Source organism: Streptomyces sp. HUAS MG56 (genome assembly GCF_058673395.1).
Window position 1 is genome coordinate 9332887 of the sequence record NZ_CM178722.1, and the last position, 17843, is coordinate 9350729.

The window sequence follows — 17843 nt, forward strand, 5'->3', positions numbered from 1 at the left end:
CGACGGGACGTCCGGGTCCGCCCAGCAGGGCGGACCCGGACGTCCCGTCCGTTTCCCGGTGCGTCAGCGGCCGAGGACCGCCACGCCCGCCTGCGCGTACCGCTCGTCCAGATCACCGGACGGCGCCCCCGCGACCCCGATGCCCGCGACCGGGACACCCTCGGCGGTCACCGGGGCGCCGCCCGCGAGGAACAGCGTGCCCGGGATGTCCTTCAGCGTCGGCGCCTGCTCCAGCCGTCTGGCCAGCTCCGAGGTGGGCGCGTTCCAGGACACGGCGGTGTACGCCTTGCGCTCGGCGGACTCGTACGACTGCGGGCCCGCCCCGTCCCCGCGCAGGGTGACCAGGGCGTTGCCGTTGCGGTCGACGACGGCCACGGAGACCTGCCGGCCCTCCTTCGCTGCGGCGTCCAGCGCGGCCCGCGCCGCCTTCTCGGCCGCGGCCAGCGTCAGATGCGTGCTCCGGGTGAGGTCCCCGCCGCGGACCGCCACCGGAGCGGCGGCGGAGGCGGCGGAGGCGGTGCCGGTGGAGTCGGCGGCGTTGGCGGCGACCGTACCGACGACGCCCGCGCCGATCACGGCGAGAGCGGCACCGCCGACGAGGACACGGGTACGGCGGGAGGGCTTCCTACGGCTGGACATGACGAGCAACCTTCCTGTGCGGGTGAGTCGGGGGAACCGGGTCCGGACCAGGTCCGCAACCGCTTCCGCCATCGATCCTCGGCCCGGAGCCGCCCGCACCCCGTCGCCGGACCGGTCGTCCCCGGGGTCATCCGATCGGATGACCCCGCATGCGCAGGACCAGGGAACAATGGAAGGTGTTTGCCCAGTTCAGAGCGGTGTCCAGGGAGGTGTCGGCAGGTGACCGGAGAGGCATCGGCAGCCCCCGTACCCGAGCGGGACGACACCCGTGCCCTCACCGTCGTCATGCACACGGCGTTCTTCGTGCTGCTGGCCGCCTCCCTCGCCCGGTACCTGGCCCGGCACGCCGAAGGGCCCCACACCCCCTGGATCATCGCCCTGTCCGTGCTGCTGGCGGTGCTCTACGTCCTCGGTCCCGCCCTCGGCACCCGCCCCACCCCGCGCCGGCTGACCTGGCTCGCGCTCGTCGTCGCGACGTGGGCCCTCCTCGTCGTCCTGGCGCCGAGCTTCGCCTGGTGCGCGGTCCCGCTGTTCTACACCGGCCTGCGCACCCTCCCGCCGCGCGCCGCGCTCTCGCTGGTGGCGCTGCTGACGGCCCTCGCGGTGGCCGCCCAGCTCAGCCTGGCCGGCTGGCCCGACCCGAACGTGCTGCTCGCACCGCCGGCCGTGGCGGCCATCGCCGCGACCGTGTTCGTCGTCATGCAGCGCCAGGCCGCCCGCCGGGACGCCCTGATCGACGACCTGGTCCGCACCCGGCGCGACCTCGCTGCCACCGAGCGGCGCGAGGGCACCCTCGCCGAACGCGAACGGCTCGCCCGGGAGATCCACGACACCCTCGCCCAGGGCCTGTCCAGCCAGCGGATGCTGCTCCAGGCCGCCGACCGGCTGTGGGACACCGCGCCCGGCACCGCCCGGGACCACGTCCGTACGGCGGCGGCGATCGCCGAACGCAGCCTCGCCGAGGCGCGCCGCTTCGTCCACGACCTCACCCCTGCCGACCTCGCGGAGGGCGGCGGCCTGCTCCAGGCCCTGCGCGCCGTCGCCGGGCGCGAGACGACCCGCGCGCTCACCGTCCGTGTCCAGAGCGAGGGCACCCCGCCCGACCCGCTCCCCGCCCCCGTCGAGTCGGCCCTGCTGCGCATCGCCCAGGGCGCCCTCGCCAACGTCCGCGAACACGCCCACGCCACGACCGCCACCCTCACGCTGACCTGCCTGGACGACGAGATCGTCCTGGACGTCACGGACGACGGCCAGGGCTTCGACCCGCACGGGCGGGCGATCCGCGAAGCCACGACGGACGAACAGCGCGGCCACGGCCTGCCCGCCATCCGGGCCCGCCTGCGCCAGCTGGGCGGCACCCTCACCATCGAGTCGGCACCGGGCGAGGGCACCGCCCTGTCGGCGGCGATCCCCCTGGAGCCCCGATGACCACCCGCCCGCAGCCGGCCGCCCCGGCGCCGGTCCGCATCCTCGTCTGCGACGACCACGCCGTCGTACGCGCCGGGCTGCTCGCCCTGCTGCACAGCGCCCCCGGCATCGAGGTCGTGGGCGAGGCGGGCAGCGGCGAGGAAGCCCTCGCCCTGGCCCGCAGGACCACTCCCGACGTCGTCCTGATGGACCTGCAACTCGGCGCGGGCATCGACGGCGTGGAGACCACCCGCCGCCTGCGCACCCTCACCCCCGCCCCGCACGTGCTGGTCCTCACCACCTACGACACCGACGCCGACGTCACCCGCGCCGTCGAGGCGGGCGCCACCGGTTACCTCCTCAAGGCGGAACGCGCCGAGGACCTCTTCACGGCGATCCACGCGGCGGCCCAGGGCCGCCCGGCCCTCTCCCCGCCCGTGGCCGACCGCGTCATGTCCCGCCTGCGCAACCCCCGCCCCGCGCTCACCCCGCGCGAACGCGACATCCTCGCCCACCTCTCCCAGGGGCTGCCCAACCACGCCATCGCCAAGGCCCTCTACATCAGCGAGGCCACGGTCAAGACCCACCTGCGCCGCATCTACGACAAGCTGGGCGTGGACACGAGGGCGGGGGCGGTGGCCGTGGCGAAGGAACAACGACTGCTGTCGTGAACGGTCCCCGGCGCACCGACGGCGCTGTCGCGGACCGCACCCCTCACCCGCCTTGCCCTCTCACCCCCGCAGCGCCTCGAACGCCGTCCTGCCCGCGACACCGATCGCCCAGTCGACGTCCGCGGCGACACCCGCCCGACGCCCGGCGCGCGAGAGGGCCGCGATCGCCACCCGGTCCCCCGACGCCGCCTCCACCACCCCGATCTCGTGCCGCAGATGGAGAAACGTCCCGGTCTTCCCGCTCCACCGCAACGTGTCCGCCCGCAACTCGCTCGCCAGCCGCTGGGTGAAGACCTGCAACCCCATCAGCCGCCGCAACTCCGCCGTCGCCGCGGGAGCGGAGATCTCGTCGCACCAGACGCGCCGCAGCAGCTCCACGAGCGCCGCCGCGGAGCCGGCGTTGGCACGGGCCGGGTCCAGGGTCTCGATGGTCTGCCGGTCCGTGCCGTCGTCCCGGACCGCCAGGTCCAGCGCGAGGGAGAAGTCGTTGCCGGCGGCGCCCGCCGCGCACTCGTACATGTGGTTCATCCGGTGCCGCATCCGCAGCTCCCCGCACCCCCAGGCGCGCAGCCGCGCGTCCACCTCCGCCACCGGCACCAGATCGAGCAGGGCGTCCGCGGCGGCGTTGTCGCTCACCGACAGCATCGACAACAGCAGGTCGCCGACGGCCACCGTCGCCGGGTACCGGAACGCCGCCAGCCCGGTGGGGCCGACGCTGGTGCGGGCCGGGTCGAGAGTCACCGGGTGTCCGGGGTCGAGGTCCCCGGCCGCGATCCGGTCCAGCACGACGAGCGCGAGCGGGACCTTCACCACGGACGCCAGCGGCGTCAACTCCTGTACGTCAAAACCGAGTTGGTCGCCTGTGTCGAGATTGCGGGCGAGGAACGAACCCCGTACGCCGAGCGCCGCCCAGTCCGCGGCGATGGCCTCGGCCACGTCCGTCAGCGCGCCGCCGTCGCCCACGTACACCACCGCCGGGCTCATCCGCGTGCCGCCAGCCGCACCGGGAGGTCATCCGCCGTGGCGAGCCCGGACCGCGGCCCGCCCGCCCCGTCACCGGCGGCCCCCACGGCCGCTGCCAGCAGCCCCGCCAGCCAGCCCGGCACCGCCGCCGAACCGCCCCGCTCCGCGGCCGCGGCCATCTCGTAGCCCCGGTGCAGCGACCGGTCGGCCAGCGGCATCCAGTCGGCCCCGTTCTGCCGCGCGAACGGCTCGGCGCACAGCAGCAGCGCCCGGTCCGCCAGGGTCTCGGCGAGCGCGGCGGCCGCGGACCCGGCCGGCCGCAACCGGCCCGGAGGCAGGCCAGCCCGGGCCACGGCATGCTCCAACCGGTCCTCGTGGTACGGCACTTGGTCCTCCGGCAGGGTCAGCACCGGCGACGCGGCGACAGGCCGGCCGCCGCGGGCACGGCGCGGCCGCAGCTCCTCCAGATGGAGCACGCGCCGGGAGCCCCCGAGGGGCAGATCCGCGGCGTCCGGCGCCGCGGCCACCCCCAGCGGCACCCGCAGCGCGCCCTGTTCCGGCGGCACCCGCACCAGCGCGTAGGCGAGCGAACCGTCGGACAGGCCCGACAGCCGTTCCTGAGGCGGCAGTTCACGTACGCCGAGGGTCACTCCGCGCTCGGCGCCGGCCCGGATGGCGCGGGCCAGTGCCGCCGGGGCGCAGTGCGCGGGCACCCCGACGGCGCGCACCCGGCCCCGCCCGGCCGTCTCGGCGACCTGCCGCAGCCGCTGGGCCCGGTCCAGTACGTCACGCGCGTACGGCAGCAGCAGCACCCCCAGCTCGGTGGTGGTGATCTGGCGCCGGGAGCGGTCGAACAGCAGGCCGCCGAAGTGGTCCTCCAGCGTCTTGATACGGCGGCTGAGCAGGGGCTGGGCGATGCCGAGCCGGTCGGCCGCCCGGGAGAAGCTCGCCTCGTCCGCCGTCGCGACGTACGCGTCCAGGTGCGCCAGGAGATCCATCCCGCACTCATATCAATAAGGCATGAGGTGTTCAAAGTTCCCTCTTGGACATGAGTGCTGTCCGGCTGTTTCGCTGTCCCCGTCGAAGATCCAGGAAGCCGGCGACGGCTCGACCGGGAGGACTGTGCCCATGACCCGCCCCGACCACCCCGACCACCTGCACACCCTGGCCCGGCGCGGCCTGTTCAGGGCGGGCGTCGCCGTCACCACTGCCGCCGTGACGGCCGGCGCCCTCTCCGCCCCCGCCGCGTCGGCGGCGCCCCGTGCCCAACAACTCGATCGTCAGGCCGAGTTGAGCGAACTGGAACAACGGCACGGTGCCCGGCTCGGGGTGTTCGCCCGCAACCTGCGCACCGGTCGGACGGTGTCGTACCGGGCGGGGGAGCGGTTCGCGATGTGTTCCACGTTCAAGGCGTTCGCCGCCGCGGCCGTCCTGCGCGACCACGGCGACTGCGCCCCGCCGGACAAGGTGGTCCACTATCCCCCGCACGACATCCTGCCCAACTCGCCGCGCACCGCCGAGCACGTGGACACGGGCATGACGGTCGCGGACCTGTGCGCGGCGGCGATCCAGTACAGCGACAACGCGGCGGGCAACCTGCTGCTGCGCGAGATCGGCGGTCCGGCCGGACTCACCCGCTTCTTCCGCTCGCTCGGCGACGAGGTGAGCCGGCTCGACCGGTGGGAGACGGACCTGGGTAGCGCGATCCCCGGCGACCTGCGCGACACCACGACCGCCGAGGCGCTCGGCGGCAGCTTCGCACGGCTGACGCTCGGCCGCGCGCTCGCGCGGGCCGACCGGGCGCGGCTCGTCGGCTGGCTGAAGGGCAACACCACCAGCGGCGCGCGGTTCGGCGCGGGGCTCCCGCGCGACTGGGTCCTCGCGGACAAGACCGGCACCGGTGACTACGGCACCGCCAACGACATCGGCGTGGCCTGGACGACCCGCGGGACCCCGCTGCTGCTGACCGTACTGTCGGCCAAGAGCGCTCAGGACGCTCCGGCGGACGACGCGCTCGTCGCCGAGGCGGCACGCATCCTGGCCGGCGCGCTCGCCCCGGGCGAGTAGCCGCGGCGGCCGCCGCTCCTCGCACATGCCGTTCTGTCATGTGAATTTTAATCATGCACATGACAGTCGACGCATGCGTGGCTGCTCTCTGGCGTCGTGAAGGCGGGACCGGGAAAGCGCCTTCCCTCCTGCCTTCACGATGTCACGCCCGGCAGCGGAGTTCACCCCCTCGGTTCGCCCGAATCCCGCACTGCCGAGGCGGACTTGAGGAGACAAGCCGATGCCACTCAGGCCAGCCGCCGCGTGCGCCGGTCTGCTCGCCGGCACGCTCGCCGCGTTCTCCGGCACCACGGCACAGGCAGCGACCACCGGTGCGCAAGCCGCCGGTGCCGCCACCGTGCTCTACGTGTCGCCGAGCGGCACCGACAGCGCGGCCGGCACCCAGTCGGCGCCGACCATGCTCACCTCGGCCATGGGCCGGATCGCCGCCGGCGGCACGATCTACCTGCGCGGGGGCACGTACAGCTACTCCTCCACGGTCACGATCCCGGCCGGGAGCAACGGCACCTCCGGTGCCCGCACCACGCTGTCCGCCTACCCGGGGGAGACCCCGGTGCTCAACTTCTCGGGCCAGAGCGCGAGTTCGTCGAACCGCGGGATCCAGCTCAACGCGAACTACTGGCACCTCTACGGCCTCACGGTCGAGCACGCCGGGGACAACGGGATCTACGTCGGCGGCAGCAACAACGTCATCGAGCGGGTGGTGACCGCCTACAACCGGGACACGGGCCTTCAGCTCGGCCGGATCGGCTCCGGTACACCGAGCAGCCAGTGGCCGTCGAACAACCTGGTCGTCAGCTCGGAGTCGCACGACAACATGGACTCCACCGGCGAGAACGCCGACGGCTTCGCCTCCAAGCTCACCACCGGCACCGGGAACGTCTTCCGCTACGACGTCTCCCACAACAACATCGACGACGGCCGGGACCTCTACGCCAAGAACGACACCGGTGCCATCGGCCCGGTGACCATCGAGTACTCCCTGTCGTACGGCAACGGGACGCTCACCGACGGCACCACGAACCCCAACGGCGACCGCAACGGCTACAAGCTCGGCGGCGGCATCGCGGTCGATCGCGTCGTGCGGCACGACATCGCCTACCGGAACGGCCACCACGGGTTCACCTACAACGGCAACCCGGGCACGATGGCGATCTCCGGCAATGCGAGCATCGACAACACCGAGCGCAACTTCTCCTTCGACAAGGGGACTTCGGTGTTCCGGAGCAACACCTCGTGCCGCTTCGCCGTCAGCGGCTCGAACGACAAGATCTCCGGCGACTCCGACAGCTCCAACCAGTTCTACAGCGGGACGAACGGCTCCCGCTGCTCCTCGTACTCCGGGTCCCTCGGCTGGTCCTTCGCCTCGGACGGCCACCTCGTGGTGACCTTCGGCGGCAAGGTCGTGACGCCGTAACGGCGCTACGGCCGCAGAGGTGTCCCGTCCGGCGGCACGGCCGGCAGCTTGTCCGGGTTGGTGACGAGGTAGACCGCGCGGACCCGTTCGCCGTCCGGGTCGAGGTCCATGACCATGACCGCGTGCGGGGAGCCGTCCTCGAACACCACCACGGCCGCGTCGCCGTTGACGTCCCGGTGACGGAACTCCAGTCCCGCCGCCGAGCGTGCGGCATAGCCGGTCAGGGCGCGGGCCACCTTGTCCCGGCCGCGGATCGGGCGGGGTGCCGCCTGCGCCTTGCCGCCGCCGTCCGTCCACAGGGTGGCCTCGGGCGCGAGGATCTCCAGCAGCGCTCCCAGATCACCGCCGAGCGCCGCGGCGACGAACCGCTGCGCCGCCTGCCGCCGGACCCGGGGACGGACCTCGTAGCGGGGGCGCCGGGCGCGCACCCGGGTACGGGCGCGGTGCGCGAGCTGCCGTACGGCCGCGGGGCTGCGGCCGAGGATGTCCGCGATCTCGGGGTGCGGGTAGCCGAACACCTCGTGCAGGACGAACACGGCGCGTTCCAGCGGGGTCAGGGTCTCCAGCACGACCAGCATCGCCAGCGAGACCGACTCGGTGCGCACGGCCTCTTCGGCGGCGTCCGCACCGGCCGCCGGGCTGCCGGGGCCGTCCGTGAGCAGGGGTTCGGGCAGCCACGGGCCGACGTAGGTCTCGCGCCGCCGGGCGATCCGGGCCCGCCGCGCGAGCGCGTGCCGCACGGCGATCCGCACCAGATAGGCGCGCGGATGCGTGATCTCCGCTGTCTGTCCGCCCTCCCCGCTCTCCCCGCCGTGCCTGCCCTCCCCGCTGTCCCCGCCGCCCGTCCGGCCCGCCCAGGACAGCCAGGTCTCCTGGAGCACGTCCTCGGTGTCGGCGACGGTGCCCAGCATGTTGTACGCCACCGCGAACAGCAGCTCACGGTGGTCGAGGAAGGCCTGCGTGGCGGTGTCCGTCCCCGCGGGCGTCCGCCGGTCGGCCATGGCGTCCCCCTCTCCTCACGTCCTCACGTCCCCCTCGCGACGACTCTCCCCACCCAGAGGGCCGCGGTCCCCGGAGTGTGACATCGCGGGGCGGTCGTGTGCCGTAGGTCTCATCCCGCGCCGGGGCTGTCACACCCGCCGCCGTCCGGGCCCTCTCGGTCCACGGCAGCAGCACCCCGCAGCGAGGAGAAGCCCATGAAACTCGTCGTCTTCGGCGCGAACGGGCCGACCGGGAGGCAGGTCACCGCGCAGGCGACCGCCGCAGGTCACACCGTCACCGCCGTGACCCGGCACCCCGACGCCTTCCCGCCCGGCGGGCCCCGGCTGCGGATCGAGGCCGCCGACGTCCTGGACGCAACGGCGGTGGAGCGCGTCGTCGCGGGGCAGGACGGAGTGATCTCCGCCCTCGGCGTCCCGTACGGCCGGGCACCGGTCACCGTGTACTCGGCGGGCCTCACGCACATCACCCGGGCCATGACCCTGCACGGCGTCCGCCGTCTGGTGTGCGTCTCCTCCACCATCATGTTCGACGTGCCGGCGCCCGGTGAGGGAGTCTTCTTCCGGAAGGTGCTGGAGCCCTTCTTCGCCCGGGTCGTCGGGCGCACCGTCTACGACGACATGCGCCGGATGGAGAAGATCGTCGGAGCGAGCGACCGCGACTGGACGGTGCTGCGGCCCGCTGGTCTCTTCGACACCGACGCGGTGAGCGACTACCGGCTGGCGCCCGCCCGGCTGCCCGGACGGTTCACCTCCCGGGCGGACCTCGCGCACGCGCTGGTGCGCGAGGCCGTCGCCGGGGAGCATGTGCGGGCGTTTCTCGACGTCCGCACCACCGAGGGCACCCCGCGCCTCCTCGACATGATCAGGAAGGAGGCGTTCGGCGGGTGACGGTGGGCCCGGTCACGCCTTCGGCCAGCCCCCGTAGGGGACGGTGATCAGCTCCATGGCGTGACCGGCGGGATCCATGAAGTAGACGCCGCGGCCGCCGTCGTTGTGGTTGATCGCGTTCGGCTTCTGCCGGTGCGGGTCGGCGTAGTGCTCGATGCCGCGTTCCCTGATCTTCTGGTACGCGGCCTCGAACTCCTCCTCCGAGACGAGGAAGGCGTAGTGCTGCGTGGCGATCTGGCCCTCGGGGACGCTGGCGAAGTCCAGCGTGACGCCGTTGCTCAGGGCCACCGCGACGAACGGGCCCCACTCTCCCGCGATCTCCAGGCCGAGCAGCTCGGCGAAGAACTCGGCGGACTCCCGGTTGTCCCAGGCGTGGACGATGGTGTGGTTCAACTCGACGGACAAGGAATGCCTCCAGGGCATGTCCTGACACCTCCATGCCTCACCCGGTCGGTGACCGGCACGCGATGCCACTTCCGATCTTAGTCGGGTCGTCGCCGGTGCGTCGACGCCGGACGGGTCGGGCCGGCCCTTCCTCACCCGCCCCGGTGCACCACATGCCCGCCGGTCACCGTCAGTGCGACCGGGGCCGCGGCCAGCTCGTCGCCGGGGGCCCGTACGGGGTCCACGGCCAGCGCGGTGAGGTCGGCCCGGCAGCCGGGTGCGATCCGGCCGGCGACGTCCGACTCCCCGGCCGCCGCTGCCGCGTGGCTGGTGCAGCCCTCCAGCGCCTGCAGCGGGGTCAGGCCGGGCCGGTGCGCCGCGGCGCCCTTCGGCCGGCGGGCGGTGGCCAGGACGGCGCGGACGTCGTGGTGCGCGATGGGCCAGTCCGAGCCGAGGGCGAGGGTGGCGCCCGCCTCGCGCAGGTCCCGCAGCCGCCAGGCGCGCCCGGCCCGTTCGCCGCCCAGCCTGCGGGACCACTCGTCGGTGCCGTCGTCGCGCGTGTATCCGGTGTGCGGTGGCTGGAGCGAGGCCGCCACCCCCAACGCGGCGAAGCGGGGCAGGAGTTCGTCGGGAGCGGTCTCGACGTGCTCGATCCGGTGGGCGCCGTACCCGCCCGGCCCGAGGGAGGCGACGGTGTCCAGGACATGCCGTACGGCGGCGTCCCCGATGGCGTGCGTGGCCGTGCGCACACCGGCCGCGTGCACGGTGCGGACGGCCTCGGCGTAGGCCCGCGGGTCCGGCCAGAACGCGGCGGTGCCCTGCCCGTGGCAGTCGGGGTGCTCCAGCCACGCCGTGCCGCCCTCGACGGTGCCGTCCATGAAGAACTTGACCCCGCCGACCCGCCAGTGCCGCCCGCCCCGCCCCTGGAGCCGCACCAGCTCCCGCAGCGCGTCGGCGTCGGCACCCGGCATGCACCACGGCGCGAACCGCAGCCGCAGCGGCAGCACCGTCTCGCGCGCCACCGCCTCGACCAGGTCGAGGTCGCCGCCGTCCATCACATGGGCGCCGGTGAGTCCGGTCGCGGCCATGGCGGACAGCAACTCCAGCAGCCGGGACCGCCGTTCGGCGTGCGACGGCCGGGGCGCGCGGTCCGCCACCAGGTCCATCGCGGCATGCTCGACCAGATGGCCGGTGGGCCGTCCCGTCGCGTCGCACACCACCTCCGCGTGCTGGGCGAAGGCGCGCGGACCGGTCACCCCGGCGGCGGCCAGCGCGGCGGCACTGGCGAGCGCCGAGTGGCCGTCGTAGAGGCGGACGAAGGCCGGGGCGCCGTCGAGGACGTCCGCGATCAGGTCGTGATGGACCGGGCGGCCCTCGAACGCGTTGTGGTCGAGGCCGTACCCGAGGACCCAGCCCCCGATCCGCTCGGCCCGCGCCAGCGCCGCGCGCAGCCCGGCCAGGTCCGTCACACCGGACAGGTCCACACCCGTCGCCATGTCCAGCCCCCACACCGGATGGCTGTGCGCGTCGACCAGGCCGGGCACGAGGTGCGCACCGTGCAGGTCGACGACCTCGGTGCCGGGCCCGCGCCAGTCCCGTACGTCGGCCGCCTCGCCGACCGCGGTGATCACCCCGTCGCGCACGGCGACCGCGCGGGCGGTGGGGCGGGCGGGATCGAGGGTGCGGACCTGGGCGCCGGTGAGGACGAGGTCGGCAGCGGGCATGGTGACAACTCCATTACGGATGGCGGGTGTTGGCGGTGGTGGGGGTCAGTCGGCGGGTTCGGCGGCGAACCGCGCGTACACGTCCGGGCGGTGCCGGCGCAGCCACCGGGCCAGCGGCAGGCCGAGCAGGAAGACGGCCGGTGCCAGGACGACGAGGAGGGTGTTCACCGCCGGGGAGGCGCCGGTGAACAGGTCGATGTGGGCCACGACCAGCGTGATCGCGGTCGCCAGCAGCACGGCGGCGAGCACCGGTGCCACGACCGTGCGTACCCTGCCCTCCGTGTGGCGCACCCGCCGGAAGTAGCAGGGCACCGCGAGCGCCGCCAGCAACTGGAGCAGCAACAGGCCGATCATTCCCGGGGTGTTCACCCACAGGAGCAGTTGCTGGTACGGGTCGGCGTGCGCCGCCCAGAACGCGAGCACGACCATCGCGCCGAGCACGGTCTGGGCGAGACCGGCGAGGTAGGGGGAGCGGTGCCGGGGGTGGATCAGGCCGAGCCGGCGTGGCAGGACGCCCTCCTCGGCGAGGGCGAGGGCGTAGCGGTTGATGGCGTTGTGGAAGGCGAGCAGGGAGGCGATGACGCTGGTGACGATGAAGACGTGCATCAGGTCGGCGGCCCAGCCGCCCACATAGGTGGTGATCGCGGTGAAGAACAGCCCGGCCGGGTCCTTCCCGGCAGCGCGTACGACCTGGTCGTCGCCGAAGGCCTGGACGGCGATCCAGACGACGAACGCGTAGAACAGACCGAGGAATCCGACGGCGAGGTAGGTGGCGCGCGGGACGGTGCGCCCGGGGTCGCGGGCCTCGCGGCGGTAGATCACGGTCGACTCGAAGCCGGTGAACGCCGCGAAGGCGAAGGCGAGTACGGCCGCCATCCCGGGCACCAGCACGTGCGACGGCGCCAGCGACGCCGGGGACAGCCCGTGCGCGCCGCCCTTCACCAGCACCCCGCCCGCGAGCAGCACGAGTATGCCGGTCTCGGCGACGAGCAGCACGCCGAGCACCTTCGCCCCGAAGTCGATCGAGCGGTAGCCGCCGTAGCCGATGAGCAGGAGCCCGGCCAGCGAGACCGGCAGCCAGGGCACGTCGGCGCCGGTGAGGGTGTGCAGGGTGTCGCGGGCCGTAGTGGCGAGCAGGCCGTAGACGCCGATCTCCATGCCGTTGTAGCCGATCAGCGCGAGGAGGGCGGCGCCGATGCCGGCCGGCCGGCCGAGGCCCCGGGTGATGTAGGCGTAGAAGGCGCCGCCGCTGGTCACATGGCGGCTCATGGTGGTGAAGCCGACGGCGAAGACGGCGAGGGTGAGCCCGGCGAGCAGGTAGCCGACGGGCGCGCCGATCCCGCCGAGCAGGATCGCGAGCGGGGCGACCCCGGCCATGACGGTCAGGGGCGCGGCGGCGGAGACGACGAAGAAGGCGATGTCGGCGGTGCCGAGGGAACCGGGCCGGAGGCCGGGCGCGCCGGACGGCGCCCGCTCCTCGGGGAGGTCCTCCGGGAGTTCCGAGGTGGACACGGACATGCGGGGGAGCCCTTCTGGCGGCGGAGGGGAGGGGGTCCCGGTGGTGGGGCGTCCGGGTTCGCGGGCGCCGGCGGGCGCGACGGGGTGGGCGGGGCGCGCCGGCGTCTCCCGGTGCCCGGGAGGGATGGCGGGCGCCCGGAGCCGTAAACCTAAAGGCTTTCGGTTTTCGCAATGTAACCTGCCGTTGGGCATCCGGGAAGACCCCGGGCGGACCTCAGGGAGAGACGACGACCATGGGACGGCCGCGCACACCGCTCCTCGACCGCGAGCGCATCACCACGACGGCGCTCCAACTGATCGACGAGAGCGGCGACTTCAGCGTCCCGCAGATCGCCCGTCGGCTCGGCGCCCAGACCGGCTCGGTGTACCACCATGTGGACGGCCGCGACGGCATAGTGGAACTGCTGCGCGAGCGCGTCGCTTCGGCGATCGATCCGGGCACCCTGGAGCTGACTCCGTGGGACGGGGCCCTGGAGGCCTGGGCCCGCTCCTACCGCGCCGCCTTCGCCGCGCACCCCCGGGCCATCCCGCTGCTCATGACCTCGCCGGTCCGTGCGCCCCGGGTCCTCGCGCAGTACGAGCGTGCGGTGAGCCTGCTGCTCGCGGCCGGTTTCGGCCATGCGCAGATCATGCCGCTGATCATCGCCCTGGAGAACCTGGTGCTGGGCTCCGCCCTCGACCTCGCCGCGCCGGAGACCATGTGGGAGCTGACGGACCACGCGCCGACCCCGCGCCTCGCGCAGGCGCTCGCCGCGGTGGGCGAGGGCCGTGCCGACCGTGCCTTCGAGGTGGGGCTGACGGCGTTCCTGAACCACGCGCGGGCGCTGCGCGAGGACGGCTGAGGGCGCTTCGCGAGCGTGGTTACCGGCGAGTTTCCCAGTACCGCCAGTAACATGATCACCTTGGCTCCGGTGTTACTCGTCAGTCAACCAGGCGTCGTCCCGCGTGACGCGCCCTGCCCGGAGATCTCCATGTCCTCTTCCCACGAAGCGCTGGAAAACGCGCGCCTCACCTATGAGCAGCACGTGCGGACGTGCCGTCAGTGCCAGGCCGACGGTGCCGCCTGTGCCGTGGCCAAGCTTCACCTGCGGGCCTACAACAACGCCCGCAGGGAGCACATGCGGTCGGGCGGACAGGGCATCGCGACCGGCTGAGCAGCCCTGCCTGACGTCACGTCAGGTGTCGTACACCGTACGCACGTTGGCCCGCGGCCGCGGGGCGTGCCGGGCCGCCGGTCCACGGGCGAACGTGCGCAGGAGGTTCTCCGTGGTGCGGGTGACGAAGTCCCGGGTGCGGCCGTCCATCCCGTGGTCGCGGCCGAGCACGCCGGTCCCGGCCACCAGGCCCTCCACCCAGCGCATGGTCCCGGTCGCGAACACACCCGACCCGGCGGCGGTCGTGTAGTAGGCCGAGTCGCTGTGGCTGGGCCGCCCGCCGCACACCAGCGGCGAGTGCGCGGTGATCTCCAGCGGGCCGGGCGTCGGTGCGCCGGGCGTCACCCGGTCGTACTCGACGCCGACGAGATGCGCGAAGCCCTCGCCGGAGCGCACACCGGTGCCCTCGTACAGCCAGTGGTCGGCGGCCCGGACCGCATAGGGCGCGTCGACCGGATAGCCCTCGTAGAGCACCCCGGTCAGCGAGGACTCGGGGTCGGGCGCAGGCGGCAGGCGGTAGTCGGTGGTGACCAGCGCCGGCCGCGAGCCGTAGAGGGGATCGGCGCGGCAGTCGGACTTGTAGCAGACCACCGTACGGTCGTCCGCCCCGTCCCCCGCCGCGAGCCGGATCCGCCGGAAACACGTGTTGGCGCCGAGGAAGGCGATGTTGGTCCCCGCGTCCCGGGCCGCGGTGACATGGGCCCGCTGCTCGGGCGTCCAGTACTCGTCGTGCCCCAGGCAGACGACCGCGTGCGCGCCCCGCAGCACGCCCGGATCCCGGTGGACGTCGATGCCCGTGCTGTAGGCGAGCGGGACGCCCAGCCGCTCGGCCAGCACCACCAGCGCCCGCTCGTACACCAGGAACTTCTCGGCGCCGTCGGCGTCGTAGGGCCGGTCGAAGCTCACCGCGAGGGACCGTGTGGCGTACGCCCCGGACGCACCGGCGTACAGACTGCTGCCGCCCCAGCGGTTGTACGCCTGCCAGGTCGCCGGCGCGTGCAGCAGGACCGTACGGCCCGCACCCTCGGTGGAGCGGACGATCAGCGGCACGTACCGCTGGTGGCCGGTGTCCGCCTCCAGCCGCAGCAGATACGCGCCCTCCGGCCAGCCCGTGGTGTCCACGGTCAGTGCCGCCGGCCAGTCCGCGCGCACGGTGCGGGTGGCGGGCAGGACGCGCGGGGCCGGCCGGGCACGGCCGGGGATGCGCCGCGACGCCCAGATCCGGCGGGCCTGCCGGCCGCCGTACCAGCCGACCCGGAACGCGGACACCCGGAACGACGCGGCGGTGGTCGACACATGCAGCGCTAAGGTCTCGCCCGGGGTCACGCTCACCCGGTCCGCGTACCCGGCCACCGCGTCCGCCGGGCCCGTCGAGCCCAGCCGCCAGTCGGCCGTACCCGGCGCGTCCCGCTCCGACTCGGGGCGCAGTCGTCCGCCGGGGGAGGCGCCGGGGCGCGTGTGCGGAGGTGCGGCCGTGCACGCGGCGGCTGTGCCGAGGCCGAGGCCCGCGCACACGGTCAGGAAGCTCCTGCGGCCGAGACCGGAGCCGTCGCGCGCGGGTGTGGGGCCGGGTTCCAGGGCCACGTCACCTCCCGGAAGCGTCTGTGCCGGATACGTCTGTGCCGGATACGTCCGATACATCCGTGCTCCAGCGTCCGGGAGCTCACCCGTCCGGCGCAACCGCAGGGCGGCGCCGACGCGGGAACGCCGGGGCCGGGTGCGTCCGTACGGGTGACGGCAGGTCCCGTCAGGTACGGAAGCCGACGTGCACGTGGTCGTGGTGGGTGGCGTCGCTGAAGAACTGGTCGGCGCCGCCGCCGGACAACAGCACCGGGCCGCCCACGTTGTACGACCCGGCGGCGGCCGCGTCCCGCATGAACCGCTCGATCAGGGAGCGCGGGGTCGCCGGGTCGACGACCGCGTGCCCGTCGATGCGCCACACGTCGAAGGCCCGCCCGCGCGGATGGTCGCTGGGCCGGCCGGTGCCGAACACGTCCAGCGGATGCCCGGAGCGGACCACGCTCACCTCCAGCCGGTACGTCCGCGCCAGCGCGAGCATCGCCCGCGCCACGCTGCTGTGCACCTGACCGCTGCGCAGGTCGGCCGCGGCGGCGGGCGGCAGCACGATCCGGTCGTCGGCCAGCGCCGCGCGGACGTCCGAGGCCAGTGAGCGGGCCGCAGGTCCGGGCCGCGCCGGATGCAGCGCGTCGACCGTCCAGGCACCCCCGGACGCGGAGAGCCGCACGTCGAGCGTCGTCCCGCCGGCCCGCACCGTGCCGCCGTGCCGGGTCCACTGCCGGCAGACCACCAGCACACTGGCGGACCGGGAGAGGATCCCGCCGTACTGGGCGTCCACGACCTGAAGGGCCGCCTGGTCGGCCGTCGGCAGCAGCGGGCCGGCCTGCCCGACGAGTCCGCTCGGAAGCCCGAGCGCCGCGACCCGCGCCCGGGCCGCCGCCGCTCCGCCCCGCCCGGCGGCCCAGGCACCGATGGCCTCCACCAGTTGTACGGCCCGCAGCTTGGCCGCCGGCTGCACCTCGGCCGAGGTCGGACGCCAGGGTGTGGTGTGCGGCAGAGCGGAGGAGGCCGAGGCGGGTGACGGGGACGAGGAGGCGGGCGCGGGCCGCGATGCCGACGGTGCCGGTGTGCCGGACTGCCGCGCCGTGCGGGACGCAGGCTGCGGCGTGTGACGGGAGCAGCCCGCGACCGCGATGCCGGCCAGGGACACGAGTACGGCCCGGCGGCCGGGCGGGGGAGCCGCGGGCACGGGAGTGCGGGTCATACGGTCCAGTGTCCGCCGTGGGCGGGGCGTGGGCGAGGGCAGGCGCGGGTCCGGCTCGCGGCGGGACCCTGGAGCAGGCCGTCCCGCGTTGACGGGGTGGCCGGTCAACGTGCCGGGAACGGCGGCTCGTTGAGGAGTTCCAGCAAGGACTGCGCGCCCTGGGCGGCGACCGGGGGCGGGCCCGACGGGCCGGGGAAGACCCGGCCCCAGGACGCGGCACGGCTCAGGGCGCTCAGCCGCCACCCGAGCCGGGCCGCGCGCCGCAGGTCCGCCGGGGTGCGGCCGGGCCCCGCCCACGGCTCCAGATAGGCGTCGAGCAGCCGCGGCAGGACGTCCGGGCCGTACCGCGCCATCGCCTTCTCGGCGGGGATCCGCAGGCTGCAGAACGGGTGCGAGACGGCCGCGTCGCCCCAGTCGAAGAAGGTGAACCGGTCCGGCGCGGGCCGGAAGAGCTGGCCGTCGTGCAGGTCCGCGTGGTCGAGGGTGTCCTCGATGCCGAGGGACGCGAGTTCGGCACACCAGTGCGCGAGGCGGGGCCGCAGCCGCTCCAGCCGGGCGCGCGCCTGCGGTTCCAGCGCCGACGCCCCGGCGAGCAGCCGGTCGAAGACCTCGGGCAGAGCGGCGGTCCGGGCACAGGGCACTCCCAGTCGCTCGATCTCGCCCGCGTACGGGACCAGCGCCCGCTGCATGCGCGCGTACTGGCCCAACAGCCGCTGCCAGACGAGCGGTTCGACCGAGGCCCGGGACAGCGCGGTCCGCAGCAGCTCGCCCCCGTCGGGCAGCAGCACCCACGCGCGCCCGGCGTCGACCGCCAGCGGCTCCAGCACGTGCTCCGGCACCCAGCGGGCCAGCGCGGCCGTCAGCGGGCCCTCGAAGGCACTGGCCGGCGGATTGGCCTTGAACCAGACCGCGCCGGGCCCCTCGGCACCACGCCCGTCGACGGGCACCCGCACCAGCACCGACCACGGTCGCAGCCGCACCGCGAGGTCACCGCTCACCCGCAGCCCTCGCTCGGCGAGCCGCTCCTTCACCCAGTCGAGCGCCGAGGCCCGCCAGGGCTCCTGCTCCCACGGGGTCACCGCGTCCGCGTAGGCTCCCCGGTCGACGGTGACCGAACGCCGTTGTCGCATCGTCACCACACCATCCCACCAGCACGAACGCCCCATGGCCAGCCATTTTCCCGCTCGGCCGCCGGTATGCGGACGCGCCCCCGGTCACCGACCGGGGG

The 17843-nt window shown here is 74.3% G+C and carries 17 protein-coding genes; 7 read left to right on the plus strand and 10 right to left on the minus strand.

All coding sequences use genetic code 11. From position 1 onward, the window contains the following. Positions 1-63: 63 nt before the first annotated feature. Positions 64-639 carry a GlcG/HbpS family heme-binding protein gene (locus AC4OXY_RS43020; RefSeq protein ID WP_356036997.1) on the minus strand — a complete coding sequence of 192 codons (576 nt, stop codon included), beginning with the start codon at positions 637-639 and terminating at the stop codon, positions 64-66. Between the two features lie 285 nt (positions 640-924). Here AC4OXY_RS43020 and AC4OXY_RS43025 point away from each other — a divergent pair, with 285 nt between their 5' ends. Beyond that, the gene (locus AC4OXY_RS43025) at positions 925-2067 is read left to right on the plus strand and encodes a sensor histidine kinase (protein ID WP_491994729.1); all 1143 of its coding nucleotides are present in this window, start codon (positions 925-927) and stop codon (positions 2065-2067) included. Next, a complete protein-coding gene (locus AC4OXY_RS43030; protein WP_356036999.1) occupies positions 2064-2717 on the plus strand; it encodes a response regulator in 654 nt (217 codons plus the stop codon). The genes AC4OXY_RS43025 and AC4OXY_RS43030 overlap by 4 nt, the downstream gene beginning before the upstream one ends. A gap of 60 nt (positions 2718-2777) precedes the next feature. On the opposite strand, the gene AC4OXY_RS43035 is transcribed toward AC4OXY_RS43030, so the two are convergent. Together AC4OXY_RS43035 and AC4OXY_RS43040 are read right to left on the minus strand one after the other, a co-directional pair. Further along, complete coding sequence (locus AC4OXY_RS43035) at positions 2778-3689, minus strand: serine hydrolase (RefSeq protein ID WP_491992422.1); 912 nt, start codon at positions 3687-3689, stop codon at positions 2778-2780. 8 nt (positions 3690-3697) lie between these two features. Further along, positions 3698-4678: a LysR family transcriptional regulator gene (locus tag AC4OXY_RS43040; protein ID WP_491992423.1), complete on the minus strand. Its 981-nt coding sequence runs from the start codon at positions 4676-4678 to the stop codon at positions 3698-3700. Positions 4679-4808: 130 nt separating this feature from the next. Between AC4OXY_RS43040 and bla the strand changes: the two genes are divergently transcribed. Continuing rightward, positions 4809-5747: a class A beta-lactamase gene (bla, locus tag AC4OXY_RS43045; RefSeq protein ID WP_491992424.1), complete on the plus strand. Its 939-nt coding sequence runs from the start codon at positions 4809-4811 to the stop codon at positions 5745-5747. 220 nt (positions 5748-5967) lie between these two features. Next, on the plus strand, positions 5968-7164 hold the full coding sequence (locus AC4OXY_RS43050; protein ID WP_491992425.1) for a right-handed parallel beta-helix repeat-containing protein: 1197 nt from the start codon (positions 5968-5970) through the stop codon (positions 7162-7164). A 5-nt stretch (positions 7165-7169) separates the two neighbouring features. Here AC4OXY_RS43050 and AC4OXY_RS43055 read toward each other — a convergent pair whose 3' ends face one another. Next, positions 7170-8165, minus strand: coding sequence for a sigma-70 family RNA polymerase sigma factor (locus AC4OXY_RS43055; protein WP_491992426.1), 996 nt, complete (start codon positions 8163-8165; stop codon positions 7170-7172). A 195-nt stretch (positions 8166-8360) separates the two neighbouring features. Here AC4OXY_RS43055 and AC4OXY_RS43060 point away from each other — a divergent pair, with 195 nt between their 5' ends. Continuing rightward, entirely contained in the window at positions 8361-9053 is a 693-nt protein-coding gene (locus AC4OXY_RS43060; RefSeq protein WP_491992427.1) for an NAD(P)-dependent oxidoreductase, read from the plus strand. Between the two features lie 12 nt (positions 9054-9065). Here the strand turns inward: AC4OXY_RS43060 and AC4OXY_RS43065 are convergent, their stop codons facing one another. The 3 genes from AC4OXY_RS43065 to AC4OXY_RS43075 all read right to left on the minus strand — a co-directional run bounded on the left by AC4OXY_RS43065 (position 9066) and on the right by AC4OXY_RS43075 (position 12679). Continuing rightward, a complete protein-coding gene (locus tag AC4OXY_RS43065; protein ID WP_491994730.1) occupies positions 9066-9458 on the minus strand; it encodes a VOC family protein in 393 nt (130 codons plus the stop codon). Between the two features lie 131 nt (positions 9459-9589). Continuing rightward, positions 9590-11161, minus strand: a complete 1572-nt coding sequence (locus AC4OXY_RS43070; RefSeq protein WP_491992428.1) for an amidohydrolase — start codon at positions 11159-11161, stop codon at positions 9590-9592. A gap of 45 nt (positions 11162-11206) precedes the next feature. After that, positions 11207-12679 (minus strand): APC family permease, encoded by a 1473-nt coding sequence (locus AC4OXY_RS43075; RefSeq protein ID WP_356037019.1) that lies wholly within the window; start codon positions 12677-12679, stop codon positions 11207-11209. Positions 12680-12912: 233 nt separating this feature from the next. Between AC4OXY_RS43075 and AC4OXY_RS43080 the strand changes: the two genes are divergently transcribed. Both AC4OXY_RS43080 and AC4OXY_RS43085 read left to right on the plus strand, forming a co-directional pair. After that, entirely contained in the window at positions 12913-13521 is a 609-nt protein-coding gene (locus AC4OXY_RS43080; protein WP_356037021.1) for a TetR/AcrR family transcriptional regulator, read from the plus strand. 51 nt (positions 13522-13572) lie between these two features. Then, on the plus strand, positions 13573-13833 hold the full coding sequence (locus AC4OXY_RS43085; protein WP_356037023.1) for a hypothetical protein: 261 nt from the start codon (positions 13573-13575) through the stop codon (positions 13831-13833). A gap of 21 nt (positions 13834-13854) precedes the next feature. Here the strand turns inward: AC4OXY_RS43085 and AC4OXY_RS43090 are convergent, their stop codons facing one another. From AC4OXY_RS43090 to AC4OXY_RS43100, 3 genes are all read right to left on the minus strand, one after another. Further along, positions 13855-15474: a N,N-dimethylformamidase beta subunit family domain-containing protein gene (locus tag AC4OXY_RS43090; RefSeq protein WP_491992429.1), complete on the minus strand. Its 1620-nt coding sequence runs from the start codon at positions 15472-15474 to the stop codon at positions 13855-13857. A gap of 106 nt (positions 15475-15580) precedes the next feature. Next, complete coding sequence (locus tag AC4OXY_RS43095; protein WP_402063763.1) at positions 15581-16615, minus strand: hypothetical protein; 1035 nt, start codon at positions 16613-16615, stop codon at positions 15581-15583. Positions 16616-16719: 104 nt separating this feature from the next. Further along, the gene (locus tag AC4OXY_RS43100; protein WP_491992430.1) at positions 16720-17745 is read right to left on the minus strand and encodes an aminoglycoside phosphotransferase family protein; all 1026 of its coding nucleotides are present in this window, start codon (positions 17743-17745) and stop codon (positions 16720-16722) included. Between the last annotated feature and the right edge of the window lie 98 nt (positions 17746-17843).

What these genes read in the sequence shown, in the direction of transcription:
- AC4OXY_RS43020 (WP_356036997.1), bottom strand. Translation starts at nt 639, where the DNA reads ATGTCCAGCCGTAGGAAGCCCTCCCGCCGTACCCGTGTCCTCGTCGGC.
- AC4OXY_RS43025 (WP_491994729.1), top strand. Translation starts at nt 925, where the DNA reads ATGCACACGGCGTTCTTCGTGCTGCTGGCCGCCTCCCTCGCCCGGTAC.
- AC4OXY_RS43030 (WP_356036999.1), top strand. Translation starts at nt 2,064, where the DNA reads ATGACCACCCGCCCGCAGCCGGCCGCCCCGGCGCCGGTCCGCATCCTC.
- AC4OXY_RS43040 (WP_491992423.1), bottom strand. Translation starts at nt 4,678, where the DNA reads ATGGATCTCCTGGCGCACCTGGACGCGTACGTCGCGACGGCGGACGAG.
- bla (WP_491992424.1), top strand. Translation starts at nt 4,809, where the DNA reads ATGACCCGCCCCGACCACCCCGACCACCTGCACACCCTGGCCCGGCGC.
- AC4OXY_RS43050 (WP_491992425.1), top strand. Translation starts at nt 5,968, where the DNA reads ATGCCACTCAGGCCAGCCGCCGCGTGCGCCGGTCTGCTCGCCGGCACG.
- AC4OXY_RS43055 (WP_491992426.1), bottom strand. Translation starts at nt 8,165, where the DNA reads ATGGCCGACCGGCGGACGCCCGCGGGGACGGACACCGCCACGCAGGCC.
- AC4OXY_RS43060 (WP_491992427.1), top strand. Translation starts at nt 8,361, where the DNA reads ATGAAACTCGTCGTCTTCGGCGCGAACGGGCCGACCGGGAGGCAGGTC.
- AC4OXY_RS43070 (WP_491992428.1), bottom strand. Translation starts at nt 11,161, where the DNA reads ATGCCCGCTGCCGACCTCGTCCTCACCGGCGCCCAGGTCCGCACCCTC.
- AC4OXY_RS43075 (WP_356037019.1), bottom strand. Translation starts at nt 12,679, where the DNA reads ATGTCCGTGTCCACCTCGGAACTCCCGGAGGACCTCCCCGAGGAGCGG.
- AC4OXY_RS43080 (WP_356037021.1), top strand. Translation starts at nt 12,913, where the DNA reads ATGGGACGGCCGCGCACACCGCTCCTCGACCGCGAGCGCATCACCACG.
- AC4OXY_RS43085 (WP_356037023.1), top strand. Translation starts at nt 13,573, where the DNA reads ATGATCACCTTGGCTCCGGTGTTACTCGTCAGTCAACCAGGCGTCGTC.
- AC4OXY_RS43090 (WP_491992429.1), bottom strand. Translation starts at nt 15,474, where the DNA reads ATGTATCGGACGTATCCGGCACAGACGTATCCGGCACAGACGCTTCCG.
- AC4OXY_RS43095 (WP_402063763.1), bottom strand. Translation starts at nt 16,615, where the DNA reads ATGACCCGCACTCCCGTGCCCGCGGCTCCCCCGCCCGGCCGCCGGGCC.
- AC4OXY_RS43100 (WP_491992430.1), bottom strand. Translation starts at nt 17,745, where the DNA reads ATGCGACAACGGCGTTCGGTCACCGTCGACCGGGGAGCCTACGCGGAC.